Raw genomic sequence first — 1,513 nt, forward strand, 5'->3', positions numbered from 1 at the left:
AGTCGTGCGTCAGACTGACTCAGGGCGCGATCTTCCTCGGCCCGGCATCCCTGCAGGCGACGGCGGCCAGCCTTCTGTGGAATCTTGCGCCACTGGCCGTCGCTATCGCTGGAGGGATCGGGGTGAGTGAGAGGAGTTCCCCGATCGAGTGGACCGCGATCGGAGGCCGTCTGCACGGCGCCGGGCTTTGCTTCCTGCTGAGTGCTTGCCCTGCTGCCGGTAAATTCGGTTGCTCTTGGCGGCGATGTCGATCGCCGCAAATCCTCTGTCGGCTTTGCTCAGACGAGGCATCCACCGTGAGCCGGGGCTCTCATCGGCCGTCGTCACCCTGGTGAACATAGGGGTCGGTGGCGGCCGGTTGCTGGCCGCCGGGTGTTGGCTCAAAGAAGAACCCGGCCGGTTGGCTCGTGGCCCGGGCGGGTGAGCTGCTCTAGCCCGGGGCGGAGGCCAGGCGCGTTCGCTGGTAGTGGCGCCTGGCTTTGGCGCGATTGCCGCAGTTTTCCATCCCACACCAGCGCCGGCTGCGGTTGCGGCTGCCATCGTAGAACAACCATCCACACCCACGATCATCGGCGCATTCCCCGACGCGGGCGATCTGGTCGGAAGTCAACAGACTCCCGGCGGAGAGCGCCACCGGCCACAGCGGCCGATCCAGGCTGAACCGTGACGACCATACCCACAGGAATCCGCTGGCTCCGCGGCCGAGGCTAAGCTCCTGGGTAGCGCGCTGCCAGGCGGCATTGACCGCCTCGATGTCCTCTGGCGCTCCGCTCCGCCCGTGGGCGATGGCGGAGAACAGCCGATAGATCGCCTCTCGCAGGCCGACGGCCTGGCGCATGGTCCGATCGGCCTGGCCCGGATTCTCTTCGGCCGAGCGCCGCAGGGCATTGGCCTCATCCGGGTTGAGCACCCCGGCCTTTTGTGCCCAGGCGACCAGTTCACCATAGGAGGTCAGCTCCTCGATCGGCTGAGGGCTGGCATGCCAGTTGGCGGTGTTGGCAAACTCCAGGCACAAACGGCCGGCTTCGAGGTTGAGCGCGCGTTCATCCCAGGTGTCCATAACCAGTAACCGCCTCTTGACAGGTTATATAAGCCGTGCTAACATCTAACCAGTGAACCGATTGTAACCAGTTATACATGGCGTGTCAAGGTCAGCCCGGCGGGAGCGGGGCGTGAGCCAAGGAGTGGGAAATGGTCAACCTGTATGGGCTTGAGCTGGAAGCGCAGTTGCGGCTGGAGCGCAGCCGGGCACTGGCGCGCACGGCTCGGCAGCTGGGAGAGGCGAGGCTGTCCAAGCCGGCCCGGTCGGGGGGGCTGAAGTGGAGGATGGGCGAAGTCCTGGTCCGCCTCGGTCGGTGGCTGCAAGGCAACCCCGATCCTCGTTGGTCGCGTTCGGAGTTGGCCTGGAAGTGAACGCAAGGTGGCGCGGGTCGCCGTGGGTACACCGCGCCCTCCGGGGTTGCCGCGTCCCAAGACACGACGGCAGACGGGCGGCGTTCGGACCGCTCGTTGC

Annotated in this window: 2 protein-coding genes; one reads left to right on the forward strand and one right to left on the reverse strand. The window is 66.3% G+C overall.

Going from position 1 to position 1,513, the window contains the following annotated elements; all coding sequences use genetic code 11:
• Positions 1–430 precede the first annotated feature (430 nt).
• Positions 431–1,060, reverse strand: a complete 630-nt coding sequence (locus MUO23_00580; GenBank protein ID MCJ7511445.1) for an ABATE domain-containing protein — start codon at positions 1,058–1,060, stop codon at positions 431–433.
• Positions 1,061–1,191: 131 nt separating this feature from the next.
• Between MUO23_00580 and MUO23_00585 the strand changes: the two genes are divergently transcribed.
• Positions 1,192–1,413: a hypothetical protein gene (locus tag MUO23_00585; protein ID MCJ7511446.1), complete on the forward strand. Its 222-nt coding sequence runs from the start codon at positions 1,192–1,194 to the stop codon at positions 1,411–1,413.
• Positions 1,414–1,513: the final 100 nt, after the last annotated feature.

The sequence above is a fragment of the Anaerolineales bacterium genome (assembly GCA_022866145.1).
Lineage (GTDB): Bacteria > Chloroflexota > Anaerolineae > Anaerolineales > E44-bin32 > PFL42.